The organism is Acinetobacter sp. 70_2 (assembly GCF_056736115.1).
Genome location: NZ_JBWZIP010000012.1, coordinates 412,435 through 428,319, shown reverse-complemented (window position 1 = coordinate 428,319; position 15,885 = coordinate 412,435). Strand labels below are relative to the sequence as shown.

General features: G+C 39.8%; 16 protein-coding genes. 7 read left to right on the top strand and 9 right to left on the bottom strand.

The genetic code is table 11. From position 1 onward, the window contains the following. Window positions 1–34: 34 nt before the first annotated feature. The 4 genes from AC1PJ9_RS05855 to dapA all read right to left on the bottom strand — a co-directional run bounded on the left by AC1PJ9_RS05855 (window position 35) and on the right by dapA (window position 2,694). Window positions 35–238 (bottom strand): hypothetical protein, encoded by a 204-nt coding sequence (locus AC1PJ9_RS05855; RefSeq protein ID WP_019458601.1) that lies wholly within the window; start codon window positions 236–238, stop codon window positions 35–37. Window positions 239–429: 191 nt separating this feature from the next. Beyond that, window positions 430–1,149 carry a phosphoribosylaminoimidazolesuccinocarboxamide synthase gene (purC, locus tag AC1PJ9_RS05850; protein WP_002119240.1) on the bottom strand — a complete coding sequence of 240 codons (720 nt, stop codon included), beginning with the start codon at window positions 1,147–1,149 and terminating at the stop codon, window positions 430–432. A gap of 36 nt (window positions 1,150–1,185) precedes the next feature. Further along, a complete protein-coding gene (locus AC1PJ9_RS05845) occupies window positions 1,186–1,785 on the bottom strand; it encodes a lipoprotein-34 precursor (NlpB) (RefSeq protein ID WP_077165362.1) in 600 nt (199 codons plus the stop codon). A gap of 15 nt (window positions 1,786–1,800) precedes the next feature. Next, window positions 1,801–2,694: a 4-hydroxy-tetrahydrodipicolinate synthase gene (gene dapA / locus AC1PJ9_RS05840; protein WP_004704743.1), complete on the bottom strand. Its 894-nt coding sequence runs from the start codon at window positions 2,692–2,694 to the stop codon at window positions 1,801–1,803. A gap of 329 nt (window positions 2,695–3,023) precedes the next feature. Between dapA and pncA the strand changes: the two genes are divergently transcribed. The 3 genes from pncA to AC1PJ9_RS05825 all read left to right on the top strand — a co-directional run bounded on the left by pncA (window position 3,024) and on the right by AC1PJ9_RS05825 (window position 6,183). Further along, window positions 3,024–3,668 carry a bifunctional nicotinamidase/pyrazinamidase gene (gene pncA / locus AC1PJ9_RS05835; RefSeq protein WP_311087297.1) on the top strand — a complete coding sequence of 215 codons (645 nt, stop codon included), beginning with the start codon at window positions 3,024–3,026 and terminating at the stop codon, window positions 3,666–3,668. 54 nt (window positions 3,669–3,722) lie between these two features. Further along, window positions 3,723–4,661 carry a bile acid:sodium symporter family protein gene (locus tag AC1PJ9_RS05830; protein WP_077163765.1) on the top strand — a complete coding sequence of 313 codons (939 nt, stop codon included), beginning with the start codon at window positions 3,723–3,725 and terminating at the stop codon, window positions 4,659–4,661. A gap of 178 nt (window positions 4,662–4,839) precedes the next feature. After that, on the top strand, window positions 4,840–6,183 hold the full coding sequence (locus tag AC1PJ9_RS05825) for an MATE family efflux transporter (RefSeq protein WP_311087296.1): 1,344 nt from the start codon (window positions 4,840–4,842) through the stop codon (window positions 6,181–6,183). A 9-nt stretch (window positions 6,184–6,192) separates the two neighbouring features. On the opposite strand, the gene AC1PJ9_RS05820 is transcribed toward AC1PJ9_RS05825, so the two are convergent. Beyond that, entirely contained in the window at window positions 6,193–6,666 is a 474-nt protein-coding gene (locus AC1PJ9_RS05820; RefSeq protein ID WP_311087295.1) for a 2-thiouracil desulfurase family protein, read from the bottom strand. A 522-nt stretch (window positions 6,667–7,188) separates the two neighbouring features. Between AC1PJ9_RS05820 and hppD the strand changes: the two genes are divergently transcribed. Then, complete coding sequence (hppD, locus tag AC1PJ9_RS05815; RefSeq protein WP_261470667.1) at window positions 7,189–8,244, top strand: 4-hydroxyphenylpyruvate dioxygenase; 1,056 nt, start codon at window positions 7,189–7,191, stop codon at window positions 8,242–8,244. Window positions 8,245–8,309: 65 nt separating this feature from the next. Here the strand turns inward: hppD and AC1PJ9_RS05810 are convergent, their stop codons facing one another. The 4 genes from AC1PJ9_RS05810 to fahA all read right to left on the bottom strand — a co-directional run bounded on the left by AC1PJ9_RS05810 (window position 8,310) and on the right by fahA (window position 11,879). Next, window positions 8,310–9,089 (bottom strand): IclR family transcriptional regulator, encoded by a 780-nt coding sequence (locus tag AC1PJ9_RS05810; RefSeq protein WP_151739225.1) that lies wholly within the window; start codon window positions 9,087–9,089, stop codon window positions 8,310–8,312. A 298-nt stretch (window positions 9,090–9,387) separates the two neighbouring features. Further along, entirely contained in the window at window positions 9,388–9,936 is a 549-nt protein-coding gene (locus AC1PJ9_RS05805; RefSeq protein WP_209045337.1) for a VOC family protein, read from the bottom strand. A 16-nt stretch (window positions 9,937–9,952) separates the two neighbouring features. Continuing rightward, the gene (gene maiA, locus AC1PJ9_RS05800; RefSeq protein WP_311087294.1) at window positions 9,953–10,585 is read right to left on the bottom strand and encodes a maleylacetoacetate isomerase; all 633 of its coding nucleotides are present in this window, start codon (window positions 10,583–10,585) and stop codon (window positions 9,953–9,955) included. Next, window positions 10,572–11,879 carry a fumarylacetoacetase gene (fahA, locus tag AC1PJ9_RS05795; RefSeq protein WP_311087293.1) on the bottom strand — a complete coding sequence of 436 codons (1,308 nt, stop codon included), beginning with the start codon at window positions 11,877–11,879 and terminating at the stop codon, window positions 10,572–10,574. The genes maiA and fahA overlap by 14 nt, the downstream gene beginning before the upstream one ends. Before the next feature lie 359 nt (window positions 11,880–12,238). On the opposite strand from fahA, the gene AC1PJ9_RS05790 reads away from it, so the two are divergent. The 3 genes from AC1PJ9_RS05790 (at window position 12,239) to zigA (ending at window position 15,880) form a co-directional block, all read left to right on the top strand. Next, the gene (locus AC1PJ9_RS05790; protein WP_311087292.1) at window positions 12,239–13,627 is read left to right on the top strand and encodes an amino acid permease; all 1,389 of its coding nucleotides are present in this window, start codon (window positions 12,239–12,241) and stop codon (window positions 13,625–13,627) included. A gap of 158 nt (window positions 13,628–13,785) precedes the next feature. Continuing rightward, window positions 13,786–14,466: a D-Ala-D-Ala carboxypeptidase ZrlA gene (gene zrlA, locus AC1PJ9_RS05785; RefSeq protein WP_200000548.1), complete on the top strand. Its 681-nt coding sequence runs from the start codon at window positions 13,786–13,788 to the stop codon at window positions 14,464–14,466. A gap of 148 nt (window positions 14,467–14,614) precedes the next feature. Then, window positions 14,615–15,880 (top strand): zinc metallochaperone GTPase ZigA, encoded by a 1,266-nt coding sequence (zigA, locus tag AC1PJ9_RS05780; protein WP_200000550.1) that lies wholly within the window; start codon window positions 14,615–14,617, stop codon window positions 15,878–15,880. The last annotated feature ends 5 nt before the right edge of the window (window positions 15,881–15,885 follow it).

Genomic DNA, 15,885 nt, shown 5'->3' with positions numbered 1-15,885 from the left:
TTTACAGCAAATCAGATAACAGCAGTAACAATAATTAAAGTAAGGTATATGTTCTCAAAGTCCGTATGAGTTTCATATAGTCACCTTGAGAAGCTTCAGAAATGACGGTTTCCACTTCAGCTTCGCTCCAACCTTGTTTCAAAGCAGAGTCGCTAAAATTAGATAAAATCACTAATGGATTTTCACCAAAATGTATTGAGTGATTCATTAATCTCTTTTCAGGCTTAAGTAGTTCCATAGGGTTCACCATACTTTAAATTTAATTATTGTGATGTAATTAATGTTTTTTTAGATTTTAGTGCTTTGCTTTTATATTGTGCAAGTAATAATTTAATTAAATATACAAATCTGTCTACTTTTCCTGAATTTTAGTGCCTAGAAAATAAAAAACCGAGCAATTCAGCTCGGTTTCTTATAAAGTCTGGCTAATTAGATGTCAGATAAATCTACGCCTAAACGAGCTGCAACTTCTTCATAAGCTTCAACAACACCGCCTAAACCTTGACGGAAACGGTCTTTGTCGAGTTTCTTCTTAGAGTCTTTGTCCCATAAACGGCAACCGTCTGGAGAGAATTCGTCACCAAGTACGATACGGTCATGGAAAACACCAAATTCAAGTTTGAAGTCCACCAATATCATGTTGCCTTCAGCAAATAATGCTTTTAATACATCATTTACTTTATAAGTTAACACTTTCATTTGTTCTAACTGTTCAGCAGTCGCCCAACCTAAAGCAATCGCTTGAGATTCGTTAACCATTGGATCGCCTAGGCCATCATCTTTGTAGAACAATTCAAATGTAGGAGGAGTAAGTTCTTTACCCTCTTCTACACCTAAACGACGGCATAGAGAACCAGCTGCGTAGTTACGAATTACGCATTCAACAGGAATCATTTGAAGTTTTTTAACAAGAACTTCAGTTGGAGAAAGCAATTTTTCAAAATGCGTTTCAATACCCGCAGCAGCAAGTTTTTCCATGATGAAGGCGTTAAAACGGTTGTTCACCTTGCCTTTACGATCTAGTTGTTCGATTTTTTCGCCATTGAACGCAGAGGCATCATCACGAAAGACTAAAATCAGATGGTCGGCATTGTCTGTTTCATATACAGATTTTGCTTTACCAGTATAGAGCAAGGTTTGTTTTAACATGAGGGAACCTTTTAAAAAAAAATGCCTAGTAAACGACTAGGCTGGCCAATTTTGGTAAATCTGGTTTAACACTTCTGCCGCAACTTCAGGGCTTGCAAAAGTGTTGTCTGGATTAAAGAGAGCAAGGCTATGACTAGAGCCAACACCAGTCAGTTTAAGCACATAAGTTTTGTCATTTACTTTAATCGTCGCTTGATTACTACCTTGAGCGATGATGTTGTAATTTAACGTGCTTAGGGTTGCTTTGGTGTATTGCCAAATTTCAGCGGTACTTCCATCAATTTTTAACAGTGGGTTTTTATTACCATCTGTTACAAGTTGAGGGCGACTAAGCGCGCTACCTGATTGAGCAGATGTATCTGCTGTATCACCTTGAGTTTGTTCAGGGCGAGGCAATGCAAAACGATTGCCACGCTTGTTTTCAAACTTCGGTGCGTGATCGATAGCGAGCTGGTCTACTGTTGGTGCAGGATACAAAGGCGTCGCTGGTCGTACAGTTGCATCGGCAGGATACTCAAGCGGGGCAAGTTGCTTTGCTTTTTTATAATCTAAAGAGTGATTATTGAGTGCGAAGCGACCACAGCCAGCTAAACTTAAGGCTGAAACTGCAAGGACTAAACCAAGACGTAATTGCATCATAAATTGCTCTTATTAAATAATTCCCGCATCTTTTAGGGCATTGCGGAGAGGTTCGCGATATTGCTCAGCGAGAGGAGTGAGTGGTAAACGAATACCAGTATCAATCAGTCCCATCTCATGTAGTGCCCATTTCACAGGAATTGGGTTTGATTCGCAAAATAGAATATTGTGTAAATTTGCAATCTTATTGTTAAGCGTCTTCGCTTGTGGCTCATCTTTAGCAATTGCAACCGCACATACTTCGCTCATTGCCTTAGGTGCAATGTTTGCAGTAACCGAGATATTACCATCTGCGCCAAGAAGCATAAGTTCCCATGCAGTTTCATCGTCACCTGAGTAAACAGCCATTTTGCCGTTTAAAGCATCGATTAAAGCTTTACCACGAGGCACATCGCCTGTTGCGTCTTTAATACCTACAATGTTAGGAATTTCTGCTAAACGTACCGCTGTATCGTTTGACAAGTCTACGCCTGTACGACCCGGTACGTTATAAAGAATAAGAGGTAATTCAACAGCTTCGGCAACCGCTTTATAGTGTTGGAAAAGGCCTTCTTGGGTTGGTTTGTTATAGTATGGTGTTACAAGTAAAGCGGCATCAGCACCGAGGTCTTTAGCTGCTTTAGTTAATTCGATTGCTTCGCGGGTTGAGTTTGCACCAGTACCGGCAATAATTGGAATACGTTTATTGGCTACACGAATAATTTCTTTAATAACCTGTGTGTGCTCTTCCATGCTCAATGTTGAGGCTTCGCCGGTTGTACCGACGGCTACAATACTGTTTGTACCTTGTTCTATGTGCCACTCAACCAGCTTCTCAAGACCCTTCCAATCTACACCGCCATCTTTCAACATGGGAGTGACAATTGCGACGATTGAGCCTTGAATGGTCTGTGCTTGCTGAGTCATTTTAAAAAATATCCTATTTATCCATCCGAATCTGAGGTAAGAAAAACAAAATGTGGGATGGTTGCAGTATTTTGATTGTCCAGTTCTAACAATAACAGATTGTTGAATGACAATTATGCAAATTATGACTGATCAGACGCATAAGAACAATATGCTTAACTGATAAACCCTATGTAAACTTGAGCAAAACATAGAATGCCAATTTGATCATTTCAAGTAAAAGACAGTAAATATGACAATATGGTTCAATTCTGCGAATCCTTACTTGCTACGGTCTTTTTTATGGCAAGATAAAATGCATATTTTTCCCGAATGGGACTTAAGATGGCATGAAAATGAAGAAACAACCACAAAATTCGGCTTTAGTCGTAGTTGATGTACAAAATGGTTTTACACCGGGTGGAAATTTAGCAGTTGCCGATGCCGATACAATTATTCCAACCATTAACCAATTGGCGCGTTGTTTTGAAAATGTCGTTCTGACACAAGATTGGCATCCAGATAATCATATTTCTTTTGCCACCAACCATTTGGGTAAACAGCCATTTGAAATCATTGAGCTCGATTATGGACCGCAAGTGCTTTGGCCTAAACATTGTGTACGAGGTAGCCATGATGCCGAATTTCATCCAGATTTGAATATCCCAACGGCCCAGCTGATTATCCGAAAAGGCTTTCATGCTCATATTGATAGCTACTCGGCTTTTATGGAAGCAGACCACAGCACAATGACGGGTTTAACGGGTTACTTAAAAGAGCGCGGCATTGATACGGTTTATGTGGTCGGAATTGCTACGGACTTTTGTGTCGCATGGACTGCTTTAGATGCAGTTCAACTCGGCTTTAAAACTTTAGTGATTGAAGATGCCTGTAAGGGTATTAATCTGAACGGCTCTTTAGAACAGGCATGGCAAGCGATGCAGCAACAGGGTGTTGTCCGTATTCAATCGACTGATTTGTTGAGTGAATGTTAGAGAGAGTGCTCATGTTGTTTGGGCTTTAATTGCGATTTGATATGGATGAACAGCATGTCTGCATTATTACGTTTTACTCAATTTGTTCAAAAAACGTTTGCTTTATGGGTCATCGTTTTTGCGGCTCTAGCGCTATGGCAACCTGAGTTTTTTGTCTGGCTTAAAGCGTATATCCCATGGATCTTAGGGATTATTATGCTCGGTATGGGAATGACCATGACCGTAGATGACTTTAAAGGGGTATTGCAAAGCCCTAAAGCGGTGTTGATTGGGGTGGTTGCCCAGTTTGTGGTGATGCCCGGTTTAGCATATGTTCTATGTAAATTATTTAATTTACCGCCTGAAATTGCAGTCGGCGTTATTTTAGTGGGGTGTTGCCCAGGCGGAACAGCTTCAAACGTGATTACCTATATGGCTAAAGGTAATGTGGCTTTATCGGTCGCCTGCACATCGGTATCAACACTTTTAGCACCTGTATTAACTCCTGCAATTTTCTATCTGCTGGCCAGCCAATGGTTAAAGATTGATGCAGCTTCGATGTTTATTTCAATTTTACAGGTGGTGCTACTGCCTATTGTGATTGGTCTGATTTTGCGAACATGGCTTAAACGTCAGGTCGAATCCTATATTCAAGTTATGCCGTTAGTTTCAGTTATTGCAATTGTCGCGATTGTGGCAGCCATTATTGGTGGGAGCAAAGCAGCTATTTTACAGTCGGGTTTGCTCATTTTGGCGGTAGTGATATTGCATAATGGGTTTGGTTATTTATTAGGTTTTACCGCAGCTCGTTTCTTTAAATTGCCTTATGCAGACAGTAAAGCAATTGCGGTAGAAGTCGGGATGCAAAACTCAGGTTTAGGTGTGGCACTTGCAGCAGTACATTTTGCTGCTTCTCCGATTACAGCAGTACCAAGCGCGATTTTCAGTCTTTGGCATAATATTTCTGGTCCTGCGCTTGCGACTTATTGGGCAAGTAAACACAAACAAGAATAACTGTAGAAAAATATACATTACAAAAGAAGGCCAAACGAATAGTTTGGCTTTTTTTATTTAAAGAACATTTTAGGGGAAGCTGAATTTAGAACTGGTATGTCTTTTGCTTTGGATTGATGCACTAAAAATAACGTGAATATCAACATAAATCGCAAAGAAAAAAATAAGGCTTTTTTTGATGAACCAGATTTTTAAATTATTTATTCCCATGCTCTCAAGCAATTTAATTCTAGTTTTAAGTGGATTGATTGATATTGCTTATGTAGGGCATTTTAGTAATGACCATGTCGCCGCATTATCGGTAACCTTATCTTTATATACAGTGATTTATGTCATTGGGATGGGAATTTTGCAAGGTGTGATCCTCAAGCTCTCGGAAGCTTATGGTTGCCATGACATACCCCATATTCGTCAAATCTTTATTCAAGGCATTTGGCTGATGTTATGTTCGGCATTGGTGAGTATTGGCTTGCTTTACTTGTTTCGTGATTTACCAAAATTATTTGGTGCATCTGAACATGTGGTTTCAATTACTAAAAACTGTATTTGGGTCTTGGTATTTATTTTACCTGTGCATTTACTGATGCGCCTATGTACAGCTTTGTCTCAGGTCACTGAAAATGCGCATAAGGTTTTACTATCAGATAGCATTTTTTTCATTCTTAAAATTATTTTGTCCTATCTTTTGATTTATGGTGTCGCTTTATTTTCAATTCCGCCACTCGGTGCCATAGGGGCTTTATTAGCCACTCTCATTGTACGATGGTTTATGTTAGCTGTTTATTACCTGTTTTTTCTAGAGAAAAGCTACATTTTTATTGAGCAACCAAAACGGTCGGTCGAAGATAGCCGACAAAGTCTGCGTATGATTTTAAAAATAGGTATACCCACGGCGATCATGGCGTTGATGGACGTCGTTGCATTTTGTTCGGTTGCTATTCTGATTTTGCCTTTTGGGAGTGTAGTGTCGGCAGCCCATCAAATTGTCGCGAGCACGGGCGGCTTCATGTTTATTTTTCCTTCCTCAATTGCCTCGGCTTATAGCATTTTGGTGTCGAGATCTATGGGCAGCGGGAACATGGAAGAAGCCAACAAAATTGCCAGACAAAGTATATGGGTAATTATGGCAGTAAGTGGCAGTCTGTCCCTAGGTTTATGGTTGGAGCGGGACTTAATTGTCACGTTCTATTCAGATGATTTGGCTGTACAGATTTTGGCAGCATCACTGCTGTTGATTGTATGTATGTCTCATTTTCTCGATGGCTTAATGACGTTACTCACTTCTTTGCTACGCTGTTGGGATGTCTCAATTTTACCCATGCTGATTTTTTTAGTTGTGGTGCTATGCTTCGGATTGGGTGGTGGCTGGTGGATGGCCTATAAAGGGCTGTATTGGGGGAGTCATTCGATTTCTGCAATGGGAATTTATGGTTTCTGGAGTATGGCTGCCATAAGTTATTTAGTGGCTTGTCTAATGAGTGCTTTCTGTTTCCGTTTTAGAAAGCAATTAAGAGGACTTTGATTGAATAGGCTAGGCTTGAGGATTGGTAGCTAACCAATCTTCAATTTCGTTTTCAGAAATGACATTAAAACCATGGCGCTGTAACAGTGCTGTGGTAATCCCAACACCCGTAATCTTCTCGTCTTGAAAAGTTCCGTTATAAATTTTTTGACTGCCACAAGATGGGCTATTTTCTTTTAAAACCACACAACTTGCTTTTATTTGCTGTGCAATTTCTAGAGTGCGGTAAGCGCCTTTTAAATATAAGTCTGTTACATCTAAACCAGATGAATCAGTAATTTTTGCCTTCCCATCAAGCACATCTTGACCTGTTCCTCCCGCTATTTCTGCGGGTAAACGAGGCGTGCTAAAACCGCCTAATAACTCTGGGCAAAGTGCATGGGCTTTTTTATTTAAAAATAACTGCTGAAGCGTAGTGTGCAAGCAAGAACGGCCGTCATAACGTACAGGTTCACCAATTAAACAAGCACTGATTAAAAGCATGAGTTTTCCGCCGTTAGAACTTTAAAAGCCATGTGAGTGTACCCAATGATTTATAAAATATGAAATCAAAAACGGGCGCAAACAAACCAAGTAAATTGATTAATAAATTACACAATTCATAATTAAATTATGTATTGCATAATTTAATTGTTTTTAGTAGCATCTGTTTTAAGGTAAATGGCCATTGGAGGTCCAACAAGGATGTTGGCCTCCATAAATCTAGGAATGACTTTAGGAAAAGGCGATTTTTAAAGGTTTATTGAAAAATCTCAATCGTACTTTTAGATAAGAAAGGACTGTGTGTATGGAAAATAAATACCATATAGAAGGGAAATTAATCATCGGCTTCGTGCTCACTCAATCATCGTTTTAATTATTGGTTTTTTTCTCATAGGATGCGTTGGGCTAAGGCATTTTGACGGTTCAAACACACTCCCAGCAAATGCGTATTCTATAGAGAAAGGAGCTGACCAGATCAGCATGAGAAATAAACGGATCAGGTAATCACCAGAGGGAAACTAGATGGATATTTTAGAGAACCCATTAGAACTATGCGGTTTTGCATTTATTGAGTTTGTTTCAAAAGAAAATGAATTAGATCCAATTTTTGAAACCATCGGCTTTTCAAAAGTAGCCAAGCATAAATCGAAAAAAGCGTACTTATGGCGTCAAGGAAATATCAATATTATCCTGAATTATCAGCCAGAATCTTATGCTTCATTCTTTTTCAATGAGCATGGCCCATCTGCTTGCGCAATGGGATTCAAAACACGCGATGCGGCAAAAGCTTTTAAAAAGGCTGTTGAGCTAGGTGCAGAACCAATGCAGTCTAGTGTTGGGCCGATGGAGCTTAACATTCCGGCAATTAAAGGTATTGGTGGCATGCCAATCTTCTTGGTTGACCGTGACATTTATGAAAATGACTTTATTTTCTTTGATGATGCACAGCGTAACCCTGAAGGCGCTGGTTTAAAAGAAATTGACCACTTAACTCATAACGTCTACAAAGGCCGTATGGAGTATTGGGCAAACTTCTATGAGAAGATTTTTAACTTCCAAGAAATTCGTTACTTCGACATTAAAGGCGAATATACAGGTTTAACATCTAAAGCGTTAACTGCTCCAGATGGCATGATCCGTATCCCTTTAAATGAAGACTCAGACAAAGGTAACGGTCAAATTGCAGAATTCTTAGCTGATTTTAATGGCGAAGGTATTCAGCATATCGCGTTTATTTGTGATGACTTAATTTCGACTTGGGATAAGTTAAAAGGCTTGGGTCTGCAATTTATGACTCCACCACCAAACACTTATTATGAAATGTTGGAAGATCGTTTACCTGAGCATGGCGAACCGACTGATGAATTACAGCAGCGCGGTATTTTGCTTGACGGTAATACTAAAGATGGTCAGAAGAAGCTTTTATTGCAAATCTTCTCTCAAAACATGATTGGGCCAGTTTTCTTCGAATTCATTCAACGTAAAGATGACGACGGTTTTGGTGAAGGTAACTTCAAGGCACTGTTTGAATCGATTGAACGTGACCAAATTCGCCGTGGTGTTCTAGAAGCAAAATAAGTTTTGCTTTGTCTCTAATCTAAAAAAACCAAGAGCAGTGCTCTTGGTTTTTTTATGGCTAATGTCTAGCGGCTTTTAATATATTGATTAATTAAATTAATCTCATTTTTAAGCGTTTCGATAATTTTACTTTGTGGGTCGACGGGTAAAAACATTTCGCTATCAAGTGCCACAATACAAAACTCAATTCCTTGATTTGAGTTAAATACTGGTAGACCGACTGCGTTAATACCTGTGAGTAAATCACCTTTAGCTGCCGACATTTGTTGCTGGCGGATCGTATCTTTAAGTTCTAAAAACTCTTGCCAGTTGTGTGGGGCAATGTTTAGTCCCAGTTCCTGATGCTTTTGCCATTCAGCTTCTAATAAAGGACGAATAAAATGCTCAGGAAGGTAAGAGGCAAATAAACGTCCCGCAGCAGAATTGACTAAAGGCATAATCGAGCCAACTTTTGTCACAATCGAAATAGGGTGGTTAGATTCAATAGACTGAACCACAACAGGGCCTTTCGGTGACCACTTACTAATTTGAATACCACAGCCAATTTTGCTTTGTAAGTCGTAAATTAGATGCTGTACCAGCTGTAAAGTGTCACTGTGCTGAATGCAGTTTAAGCCTAAACGCCATGCCTGATCGCCTAGGGCATATTGCCCATCTTCAAGTTGTTTGGCGTAATCCATGCGAATTAAGCTCACCAAATAACGGTGTACTTTGGCAGGATGCATCTCAAGCTTACTGGACAAGTCTTTGAGAATAATCGGTTGATTGTGCTCTAACAGGGCATTTAGTACGGATAAACCAACTTCAAGTGATTGAACCCCCCCAGATACTTTTTCTTCAATCATTTAAATACCCTTAATCGATTTACTTCAGCAGTTAAACAGTTATGTATAAACATAAATTGGAATTGATGCGTTTTACATCATGCCTGAGCCTATAGAAAAATAGAAATCACCTTTTTCTATTAGCAAAATTCACATGTTTAATAATCAACAATTCTTACAATGACCTTCATCTTTTATTTATAGCGTAAATTGAGAGAAGTTTAGTAGATTTAAACAATATAAATCGGCATTGATATAGAACAGTTCATTCAAACTATTCCCACCAATGCCGACTTTTGAAACGATTGCTTTGAAAGAATTATGCGCCTAATTCTTCTTCATGTAAGAAATGAGTATGGTGTGGAGCACGTTTAGTTTTGCTCCATTCATCCAACATTTCAGTTTTCATTTCTTCAGTAATTTTTGCAATTTTTTCTTCCGCATGGATATCGTTATATGTCAGTTCTAAACGGTGTCCATTTGGATCAAAGAAATAAATTGAGTGGAAGATACCGTGGTTGGTAATGCCTAGTACTTTAACGCCATTTTCTTCCAAATGTTTTTTGGCAGCTAACAGGGCATTTAAATCTTCAACTTCAAAGGCGATATGTTGTACCCATTGAGGCGTGTTTTCATCTCGGCCCATTTCTGGTTGGGTTGGCAATTCAAAAAATGCCAAAACGTTGCCTTGACCAGCATCTAGGAATAAATGCATATAAGGATCAAAGGCTTTGGTTGAAGGCACATGGTCTTCAGCAAAAGCTAAGATAAAGTCCATGTTGAGCATTTTTTTATACCACTCAACAGTCTCTTTCGCATCCTTACAGCGATATGCAACGTGATGTATTTTTTTAATGGCAAATGTCATGTTGAAACTCCTTTTACTATTCCCAATCTGGTTGTTGTTCTGGCGCCGCGTTATAGAAGGCTGGGATAGACAAACAATGTTGATAAATTGATTCAATTTTTGGAAACGCAGATAAATCGATTTTGAAGCGTTTCGCGTTGTAGACTTGTGGAATGAGGCAGCAATCGGCAATCGTTGCTTGTTGTCCAAAGCAAAACTGTCCGTTTGAATCTTGAAGTTGCTGTTCGAGACTTTGAAAGCCTTCAATAATCCAGTGCTGATACCAATAATTTTTTTGTTCGTCTGAAACGTTTAAATCATTTTTTAAATATTTCAGAACGCGTAAGTTGTTTAACGGGTGAATATCACAAGCGATTGCTTGGGCAAAAGCACGGATTTTGGCTCTCTCTTTCACATCATTTGGAAGTAGTTTGGTTTCCGGATATTGTTCATCTAGATATTCCAAAATACTTAATGACTGTGACAAGGTTAAATCGCCGTCCACTAAAGTTGGCACTAAGGCACTGCGATTTAACTTTAAATAGTCTTCACTTTGCTGCTCATTTTTAACCAAATGAACTGGTGCAGTTTCATAAGCGAGATTTTTAAGGTTGAGTCCAATCCGTACTCTGTAAGCTGCAGAGCTACGAAAGTAACTATACAGCTTCATAATCTGGCTCCGAAGTTTCTGCAAAATCAAAATCTAATGCAGGAAGTACAGTGTTTCGAACTTCACCAAAGCCAATACGGATACCATTTTTCTCACAGTGACCTTTCATGATGAGCGTATCGCCGTCTTGTAAGAAACCACGAGTTTCACCATTGGCAAGTGTTAATGGTTTAGTGGTGTTCCAAGTTAGCTCAAGCAAGCTGCCATAAGAGTCAGGTGTAGAACCTGAAATGGTACCTGAACCCATTAAGTCACCGACCTGAACGTTACAGCCTCCAATGGTGTGGTGAGTCAGCTGCTGAGCCATAGACCAATACATATATTTGAAGTTGGTTTTACAGATCACATCAGTTTGTGCTGATTTTGGTGTTTGAATCTCAACACTCAAATTAATGTCGTAACTGTTGGCGATATTTTCTTGTAAATAAGCCAGTGGTTTCGGTTCTTGTTTCGGGCCTTCAACTTTAAATGGTTCAAGTGCTTCAAGCGTTACCACCCAAGGTGAAATAGCGCTAGCAAATGATTTTGAGTTGAATGGACCTAGAGGAACGTATTCCCATTGCTGGATATCACGTGCTGACCAGTCGTTTAACAGAACCATTCCAAAAATATGGTCCCAAGCATTCTCAATCGAGATCGGCTGACCAAGCGCCGTTGGTTTACCTACAATAAATGCTGTTTCAAGTTCGAAATCGAGTTTACGAGTTGCTGAGAAAACTGGACGTTCTTCATTTGGAAGTTTGATTTGACCTGATGGGCGTACCACTTGAGTTCCGCTCACTACAACAGAGCTAGCACGACCGTTATAACCTACAGGTAATTCGGTCCAGTTTGGCAGCAAGGCATTTTTAGGGTCGCGGAACATACAGCCGACATTGGTCGCGTGTTCTTTAGAAGAATAGAAATCGGTATAGCCAGGTACGCGAACAGGTAAATGTAAAGTTACGCTGTCTTGCTTAACTAGAACTTCCTGACGTAATGCTTCGTTTTCTTGAAGTGTTAAATTTTCAACTGAAAGAAGAGACTGTAATGTTTTACGAACTTTAGACCAGTTGGCTTTGCCCGATTCAATAAATTTATTCAGTGTAGGCTGGTTAAAGTATGTGTCTTGATCTGAAAGTTTTAAAAGACCATGCTTTTCAAGAGCAGCGAGATCAATGACCCAATCACCGATAGCTACACCGACCTGACGCTCGCCTTCGGCTGTTCTACTAAAAATACCATAAGGCAAATTATGAATAGTGAAATCAGATTGAGGTGAAACTTCAATAAAAGAGTTTAGTTTTTGTTCCATTTTCGCTTCCTTGTCTTCATCTCGCGTCTTATACAAATAAAAGTTCGGTCTAGGGACTGAGCTACTCATATAAGTTTTAACCTTTAGTGAGATCATCTTTTTACTTATGAGTTTGATATAGACCGAGAACAACCAATTGCTTCATGGTTCTTATAATACTGAATTCATCAAATTACGCAATACATAATTTAATTACACATTGCATAATAATTGTTATTTCTTGCATTTTCTGCTTACATGCGCGGTTGTGAGAAAAGTAACGCAATTATTTTTTCACCAATCTCTATGAAAATCTGATCAATTTATGATATACGTAATTTATTGGAAAAAAATTACGTGACAAGGATGAGAATAATCATATGTCAACACAAGAGCAAGGAAACCTGAAACACGGTTTGAGTAATCGTCACATCCAGCTGATTGCATTGGGTGGAGCGATTGGTACAGGGCTGTTTCTTGGTATATCACAATCGATTAAATTGGCAGGTCCGTCGGTAATCTTGGGTTATGCGATTGCAGGATTTATTGCTTTTTTAATGATGCGCCAGCTCGGTGAAATGGTGGTAGAAGAGCCAGTAAGTGGTTCTTTCAGTCATTTTGCTTACAAATATTGGGGACCTTTTGCAGGCTTCATGTCAGGATGGAACTACTGGGTACTCAACGTACTGGTATGTATGGCGGAGCTAAGTGCAATTGGTCTTTATATTCAATATTGGTGGCCGCAAATCCCAACGTGGGCATCCGCTCTAACGTTCTTTATTCTCATTAATGGTATTAATTTATTGCATGTTAAGTTTTTTGGCGAAATGGAATTTTGGTTTTCCATTGTCAAAATCTTAGCCATTTTAGCCATGATCGGTTTCGGTTCGTATTTACTTGCAACCGGTACGGCAGGGCCACAAGCCAGCATTTCTAACCTTTGGGCATTGGGTGGTTTCTTCCCATATGGTATTAAAGGCTTGGTGATGGCTATGGCAGTCATTATTTTTGCTTTTGGTGGTATCGAGCTTTTCGGTATTACTGCGGCTGAAGCACGTGACCCAGATAAAACCTTACCTAAAGCGGTAAATCAGATTATCTATCGTATTTTGATTTTCTATATTGCGACGCTTCTTGTTTTATTCTCATTATTTCCTTGGAATCAAATGGCACAAGGTGGCAGTCCTTTTGTAATGGTATTTGCTTCTTTAGACAGCCAAGGTGTTGCGACTTTACTTAACTTCGTTATTTTGACTGCTGCGGTTTCAGTTTATAACGGTACAAGCTATTGCAGTAGCCGTATGTTGCTCGGTCTTGCTCAGCAAGGAAATGCACCAAAGTTATTTGCACGTATTAATAAACGCGGTATTCCAACCAATGCAGTGATCCTTTCTGCGGCAGTCACTATTTTATGTGTATTGTTAAATTACATTTTCCCTGAAAAAGCATTTGGTTTACTCATGATGCTCGTGGTTGCAGCGATTGTGATTAACTGGGTAGTCATTTCATGGACACATTTAAAATTCCGTAAATTCATGATCCGCCAAGGTCAAACCACTAAATTCCCAAGTTTCATGTATCCATTTAGCAACTATCTTTGCATCGTGTTCATGCTTGGAATTTTAGTTGTCATGTCACTAACACCAGATATGCGTGTGGCGGTGATGATGATTCCGGGTTGGATTTTGTGCTTAATGGTGGCTTATCAATTTAAACGCCGTAAGTTAAAAGCTGAGCAGCCTGTACATGCTTTAGAAGCAGATATGTAATCAGGTCTGAGTTAGAAATTAAAAAGGACGTATTAATGCGTCCTTTTTTATTTTTAAAATTTACAACAGAAATTAAAGGACTTTATAATTGTTATATTATAACATATCTTAAATGAATAACTAAGGCTTCCCGATGTTCAGGGAGGAACAACATATTTATGAAATATTCCTATTTAGGTTTAATCTTACTTTCTCTTACCGCGTGTACGACTCAAACACCTAAGCCAACGGTTTCTAAGCATCCACACTCTTTGCCTCAGCCATCTAAAACGGTGGTAAGAATAAAACAACAACCTGAAGATTATATTGCTTGGATTGCAACCGCAGATCACGCACATTCTGTGCAGGCTTATAAGCAATTTCTTAAGCAGAAAGGACTTGCCAATTTAGTGCCAGATTATGAGTTATTACGTTCAGCTCGAGACTGGCAAAAATGTGGAGTGGAGCCTTATGCGGTGCCGCCGAGAGAGGTTTGGTCCAACATTGTTCCGACGCTTAGCATTTTAAAAGCACTAGTTGACGATGGTGTAATTAACGATTTTGAAGTGACATCGGCTTATCGAGCTTTATCTTTAAACCGCTGTGCAGGTGGGGCTGATGCTTCCCGACATGTCTTTAATGCAGCGCTTGATTTTCGAATTGGGCCAGAACAGCCTACCGATTTAGACCAGTTTAATATTCAACAAACCAAAACCAAGCTTTGTCAGTTCTGGGAAACTAAAGGGCAAGCACTTAACATGGGTCTGGGTGTTTATGCTTCGGGACAAATCCATATTGATAGCCAAGGGTTTCGTTCATGGGGACCTGACCATCACTATAGAACCTCGATTTGTCAGTGACTATAAAAGCAATTTTTTCAAAGTCTAAGTGTATTGGCTTGAATAAAACTCGAATAAAAACTTGATCAATAGTTATGTTATAACATAACATTATTGTGGTTTAGAAATAGATTACGCCTGTGATCTGGCCATATTTCAATGGCCAGCCATGATCAGTTTAAATATTATTCAAAGAGATCAAGCCATGCACACTGCAATCGCCAACTCATTTGCCAAGCTTCCCGTCACTGTTTTATCGGGCTTTTTAGGTGCAGGAAAGACCACATTGCTCAACCATATTTTAAATAATCGCGAAGGCCGCCGTATTGCTGTGATTGTTAATGATATGTCTGAGGTGAATATTGATGCGGCATTAGTACGCGAAGGTGGGGCTGAGCTTTCAAGAACTGATGAAAAACTGGTTGAAATGAGCAATGGCTGTATCTGCTGTACGTTACGAGAAGATTTGCTGGTTGAGGTGAGACGCTTAGCCGATGAAGGGCGCTTTGACCAATTGGTGATTGAGTCAACAGGTATTTCAGAACCACTGCCTGTTGCAGAAACCTTTACCTTTGAAGATGAAGATGGAAACTCTCTCAATGAATTCGCTCGACTCGACACCATGGTCACGGTAGTCGATGCTTTTAACTTTCTTAAAGATTACGGTTCAATCGACTCCCTGCAACAACGTGGTGAGTCACTAGGCGAACAAGATGAGCGAACTGTGGTTGACCTTCTTATCGATCAGATTGAGTTTTGTGATGTGATTGTGCTGAATAAAATTGATTTGATTGACCAAGCCCAGCAAGACCAGCTCATCGCAATTTTAAAAACGTTAAACCCGCGTGCCCGAATTGAAATTGCTCAGTTTGGAAAGATCGCTTTGGATAAAATTTTAAATACACAGTTATTTGACTTTGATGAAGCCGCGCAAGCACCGGGCTGGTTAAAAGAGTTACGCGGCGAGCATACGCCAGAGACTGAAGAGTATGGCATTAGTAGCTTTGTTTACCGCGCGCGCCGACCTTTCCATCCAGAGCGTTTTTATGATTTGGTGCAAGCTGAATGGCCGGGAGTCGTGCGTTCTAAAGGCTTTTTCTGGTTGGCTGCCGAACCGACCTTGGCTTATTCATGGTCGCAAGCGGGTGCAATGGCTCGACACGGCCTAGCAGGTTATTGGTGGGCGGCTGTAGCAGAAGAAGACTGGCCAAGTGACTTAGACAGCATCGAACAAATTAAAAAGGTTTGGGACGCTCAAACAGGTGATGCGCGTCAGGAACTGGTTTTAATTGGTATGCAAATGGATGAGCAAGCTTTAATACAACGCTTAGACCGTTGCCTGTTAAGTGATGAAGAAATGGCTTTAGGGCCACAAGCTTGGCAGAACTGGTCGAACCCTTTTAAGCAAGATGATGAAACCATGTTGATCGCTTAATTAAA